Annotated in this window: 1 protein-coding gene; it reads right to left on the bottom strand. The window is 66.9% G+C overall.

What is annotated here, in order from left to right; translation table 11 throughout:
- Positions 1-31: 31 nt before the first annotated feature.
- Positions 32-1,261 carry an IS110 family transposase gene (locus ACH4U8_RS46015; RefSeq protein ID WP_395784755.1) on the bottom strand — a complete coding sequence of 410 codons (1,230 nt, stop codon included), beginning with the start codon at positions 1,259-1,261 and terminating at the stop codon, positions 32-34.
- Positions 1,262-1,659 lie beyond the last annotated feature (398 nt).

Here is a 1,659-nt window from a genome sequence, read left to right as displayed (position 1 = left end):
CCCCACGCAGACACCTCACGGTGCTAAGTCGTCAAGCCACAGCGGCGAGTGGGGTTGGGAAGGCCGCATGTTCGTCGAACGGTTCGTGCTGCTTGAGGCAGTGGTAGAGCTGTCCGATCATGCGGTTGAAGAGGTTGCGCTGCGCGGCGGCGTGCCAGTCTCCGTGGTTGTCGCGCCGTCGTCGGTAGTGCGCTTTGGCACCCGGTGAGGCGGTGATGGCGGAGAAGGCCCAGAGGTAGCCGACATGGTTGAGTCTGTCGTTCTTCACCCATCGGCGGGTGATGCTCGTCTTCTTCCCTGAGGCTCGGGTGACGGGCGAGGAGCCCGCGTAGGACTTCAGTCCGCGGGCGTCGGCGAACCGTTCGCGGTCGTCTCCGATCTCGGCGAGCACTCGGGCGCCGAGCTGGGTGCCGAGACCGGGGAAGCTGAGGATCACGTCGGCGTCAGGGTGGTCGGGGAATGTCTCCTCCACTGCCGTCGCGAGGGTGTCGGCCGCAGTGCAGGCGGCCTCCAACTGGCCCAGGAGAGCCAGCATTTGCTTACCGAGTGCTTCCTCGACCAGCGGCGGCTGGTGGGCGGTCTCGCGGCGGAGGATCTCGTGGAGGCGTTCGGTCTCGGTGTCGATGCCCCGCTTGCGGCCGGCGCGTTTGAGCGCGGCCCGGATCTGCGTGCGTGTCAGTCGCGCGGCCCTGCCGGGGGTGGGGGCGGCTTTGAGGAGCTCGCGGGCTTCGGGGCGGCAGAGGCCGTTCTGCCAGGTGGCAAACGCGTCGAGGGCGAGGGGGTAGTACTCGCGTAGGAGAGAGCGCAGTTGGTTGGCCATCTGCTGTCTGTTCCAGGTGGCGTCCTGCTGGGCTCGGGCAAGGACGGCGATGGCGCGGGCGAGGTCGCTGTCGTTCGGCAGGGCGCGGTGCGCGTGCATGTCGGTGCGCAGGATGTTCGCCAGCACCAGGGCGTCGCCGGGGTCGGACTTCTTGCGGGAGACACCGTGTCGGTCGCGGTATCGGGACGCGGCCAGCGGGTTGATCGCGAACACTCGGCGCTTGCCTTGTCGGAGCACGGCGACGAGCAGTCCGCGGGAGGTCTCGATGGCGATCGGAATCGGGTTGTCCGCAGTGTCGCCGTGTTCGGCGAGCAGGTCCAACAAGACCCTGTATCCGGCCGAGTCATCGGTTATATGGCGTTTGGCAAGAAGACATCCCGAGTCATCGACGAGGGCGACGTCGTGTGTGCGCTCGGCCCAGTCGATTCCGCAGTAGATCAAGTGGTTCTCCAGGCTCTGTCGATGTGCGTCCTTCACGAGCGCATGCGGGGCCACGCGGCGACCTAATCCCAGGCCTCGATCACGAAGGATCGGGCCGACACCTCACTAGCTGTTCGTGGCACCAGCGCACCGTGCGGGCCTCGGTCCATGCAGGAACTCGATCGGTTCGGGTATCAGGAGAGGTCACCGCGCGGCGGGCTCGCAACACCAGCAACGAGCGGCCGTGGGGACGAGTGCCGGCGGTCACGTGGGTCACCGATCGGCGCCGCTCTGCGTGGAGACATCAGGCGCCCGGTGGGGGATGAGGCGTCCGATTGGCGCCCACGTGACCGCCAGAACACACGGAGCAGAACTCAGATTCACACGACGAGTACTGCCACTAACTCCGGATTAGGTGG

Origin of the sequence: Embleya sp. NPDC020886 (genome assembly GCF_044333915.1) — a bacterium.
Taxonomy (GTDB): Bacteria; Actinomycetota; Actinomycetes; order Streptomycetales; family Streptomycetaceae; genus Embleya.
This window is presented reverse-complemented; position numbering and strand designations above follow the sequence as displayed.